At 37.1% G+C, this 3,112-nt stretch carries 4 protein-coding genes; 1 reads left to right on the forward strand and 3 read right to left on the reverse strand.

Annotation, left to right across the window (positions count from 1 at the left end; translation table 11 throughout):
- Nucleotides 1-162: 162 nt before the first annotated feature.
- Nucleotides 163-813, reverse strand: coding sequence for a hypothetical protein (locus tag KTHG_RS15135; protein WP_139994784.1), 651 nt, complete (start codon nt 811-813; stop codon nt 163-165).
- A 225-nt stretch (nt 814-1,038) separates the two neighbouring features.
- Here KTHG_RS15135 and KTHG_RS15140 point away from each other — a divergent pair, with 225 nt between their 5' ends.
- Nucleotides 1,039-1,902 carry a DNA/RNA non-specific endonuclease gene (locus KTHG_RS15140; protein WP_139994786.1) on the forward strand — a complete coding sequence of 288 codons (864 nt, stop codon included), beginning with the start codon at nt 1,039-1,041 and terminating at the stop codon, nt 1,900-1,902.
- A gap of 58 nt (nt 1,903-1,960) precedes the next feature.
- Here KTHG_RS15140 and KTHG_RS15145 read toward each other — a convergent pair whose 3' ends face one another.
- Together KTHG_RS15145 and KTHG_RS15150 are read right to left on the reverse strand one after the other, a co-directional pair.
- Nucleotides 1,961-2,494 (reverse strand): hypothetical protein, encoded by a 534-nt coding sequence (locus KTHG_RS15145; RefSeq protein WP_139994788.1) that lies wholly within the window; start codon nt 2,492-2,494, stop codon nt 1,961-1,963.
- A 138-nt stretch (nt 2,495-2,632) separates the two neighbouring features.
- A partial coding sequence (locus KTHG_RS15150) for a GNAT family N-acetyltransferase (protein ID WP_255512481.1) occupies nt 2,633-3,112 on the reverse strand: 480 nt, incomplete at its 5' end.

A 3,112-nucleotide genomic window follows, 5' to 3' on the forward strand; every position in this document is an offset into this window, starting at 1 on the left:
CGAATAGTATAACGGGAACAGATGTTCTTTTCAACAAATTAGTACTGGCAGAATCATTGGGTTCGCAGAATACCCCTCCCTACTCACTACGTTCCTTGAGGGAGGGATATTCTGCGAAGAAATGATGAAAAAAACAGCTTGCCCATTCGGACATGCTGCGAATTAATTGCTATGTTGTACTAAATTTGTAATATCTCGATACGCATCATCAACTGAACGCTTATCTGCACGTAAATAACTTTTCAAACGGGAATTATCTTTGCTGTTATAACCTAAATAATAATCTTGCAATAAATTTGTATAACGAATGCTAAATTTATACATGACCTTCAAATCCATTTCCTGCGCATAATCTGTCACTAAACGTCCTATATAAATTTTGGCTAGCATCGCTTTTCGATTTTTTACATGTTTATAATTTTTATCTTCATAATCTTTTAGCAATGTATGAAAGTATTCTTTATAGTGCTCTTCCTTATAAGCTTCTTTATGTATTTTTGCAATGCCTTCCATATGACTACTCTGCGCTTCTAAGTCATTGGGGTATTTCTTTATAATATATGCCGCTTTTTGACTCAATGTGCGATTCTTTACTGCCTTTGCTTCCTTTTCTAAAATACGTTCTGGACTTTCTGCTACAGAAGCAGTTGTCACAACTTGTGTTGCTGCTGTATTTTTTGTTTCATAGGATTTCATATTAACTTTTTGCTCTGCATGTTGCAGTTTTTCTGCACTTTTTGTCTCCTCATCACAGCCTATTAACAGCAATGTTGTTAATGGGAGAATGGTTATACCTACTATTGCCCTCTTCAAGTCCCTAACTCCTTTCACTTCATCATTTTATCTACTTAAATTTTATCATTAATTACGATGTTTTTTTAGTTTAACTCAAAAAAATATTATTTTTTAACAGAAAAACATAAAACGCTATTTTGTTTTGTGAAATCTCCAAAAAAGAAATTCGCATCAAGCTACATATTATATTAAAATAAAAAAGGCAATTCGAAAAATGACAGCTACGAAGGGAACATCAAAAAAATGAAAAAACTAAAGAAATCGCTACTAGGCGTTGCTAGCTTATTTTTTGCAGCCTCGCTATTAGCCGCCTGTGATATCAACAGCGTATTAGATGCTGCGACAGAAATCCTCGACGACTCCTCTACGAAGGATTCCACAACGAGTGCAAATCACGACAATCTGATCAATTATAATGATGAAACAGATAAATATAATGAAAATGTCGTTGTCTTAAAAAGTGAAGATGCCTTAACAGACGACCAGCAGCAATTTGTTGATAAAACCGATGGCAGTCCGGACTATCAAGTGGATAGTGAAGGAAAACCAACAGAAGCAACAATGGTTGTGACCTATGACCGGGTTCATGCTCACTCATCAGACGTTATCGAACGCCCTGCCTTCCGTTCTGCGACACATATTGCCGGCGAATATGTGGATGGTGTCTACAACGCAGAGAAAGGCGTTTGGTACAGTCCTTCAAAGGCGAAGCTGAACAATAAAATTTTACAGCTCGATGGCTACCGAGGTTATTTATACAATAAGAGTCACTTACTTGCCTGGTCACTTGGTGGCGATATGGAAGCACATAACTTAATTTTAGGGACGCGTTCTCAAAATGTCGGTACGAATAAATCAAAAGAAGCGGGTGGGATGTCGTATCTTGAAACAAAAGTGCGAAAAGCCATCTACGCAAATCATCAAGCCAAAATTTTCTATCAAGCAACCCCTATTTATAAAGCAAATGAAATCATGCCTCGCGGTGTGTTAGTACGTGCCTACTCAATTAACGATGCTGGTAAAACATTAAATGAAACAGCCTATACGATTAATACGCAAAGTGGCGTCACAATCGATTACACAAACGGTACATTTACAACAAATTAATTAAAACCATCTTTTTTCAGAACTTCCTGAAGAAAGATGGTTTTTTCATACTGTATGATTAATCATTTGCCCATAATAATGTATTTTCTAGCATTGATTTTTTACCAACGGAAAGCGTCACTGTATTATTTGCGCGACTTTTATGCATTAAATAGTATTTACCTGCCTTATAAGCATCACGATAAATATAACTATCATAAAATTGCCCTCCGATAGATGTCGACTGCCCAAAAGTTTGATACATAACAGTTGGCGTTAATTTTTTTGTAAAACTTGTTTGTTTAAAGGTACGATCAATTGCAGTTACCTTGGTTTTACTCGTTACATCAGATTTTGTGTATCGATTAAAGAAATACATCGTTGTGGCATGTTTAGAAGCGTAGTACGTTCCCATTTCAGAATCGTATAATTTTCCACCCTTTACTTGCTTTTTTAAAGCTTGATAGGTCGTTCCAATGGCACCATTTGTTTTAGGTAACTTTCCTTTTACAGTAAGTTTCTTAACTGATTGGGGAGACTCCTTTGCTTCCGCAACATTCGCACTACCTAACATTAATGTCGCCGTTAATGCGACCCCTAGTAATTTTTTCATTGATTCTACTCCTTTTCCAGTATAATTAGTTGAGAACATCTTCAAATTCATTTTATACCAAAAAAAGGAATAAAAGAAGGTTAAATGAATTAAAAAAACCATAACTCATGCTTTCGCAATCATCATGGCTTCTGTTATCTATTGATTTGCTTCCCATTCTTCCCGAAGCATTCCCATACGAATGGAATCATAATACACACCGTCATAATAACGAACTTTGCGAATGCGCGCTTCTAGCTGCATGCCTAACTTCTCACCTACTCGAATCATTCGTTCATTTCCAGACCATGTCGTGTAGCCCACACGAACGAGTGGCATTGTCGTAAACAAATGCTGTATCCATAAGCGTAAGGCACGTGTCCCAATGCCTTTCCCCCATGACTGCGATTCCTGAAGAACAATGCCCATTTCAAGCCATTTTGATGGCTCATGCTCCCAATAATACGAAATGGTTCCGCGAATGACACCTTCAACTTCAATTGCCCAGTAGCTATCATCACCTATCCAGTTTTCCTTTGTTTCTAAAAACTGTTCATATGTTTTTGTATGATGTGGATAGTACGGTGCATCCCACTTTTTCCATTCTGGCTGCGCGTCCTTATAAATGAGCTCCCAAAT

This window comes from Kurthia sp. Dielmo, from assembly GCF_000307285.2.
In the GTDB taxonomy this organism is placed as follows: domain Bacteria; phylum Bacillota; class Bacilli; order Bacillales_A; family Planococcaceae; genus Kurthia; species Kurthia populi.

Bases quoted from the DNA above. Each gene is read 5' to 3' on its own strand.
- KTHG_RS15140 (WP_139994786.1), top strand. From the start codon at position 1,039: ATGAAAAAACTAAAGAAATCGCTACTAGGCGTTGCTAGCTTATTTTTT.
- KTHG_RS15145 (WP_139994788.1), bottom strand. From the start codon at position 2,494: ATGAAAAAATTACTAGGGGTCGCATTAACGGCGACATTAATGTTAGGT.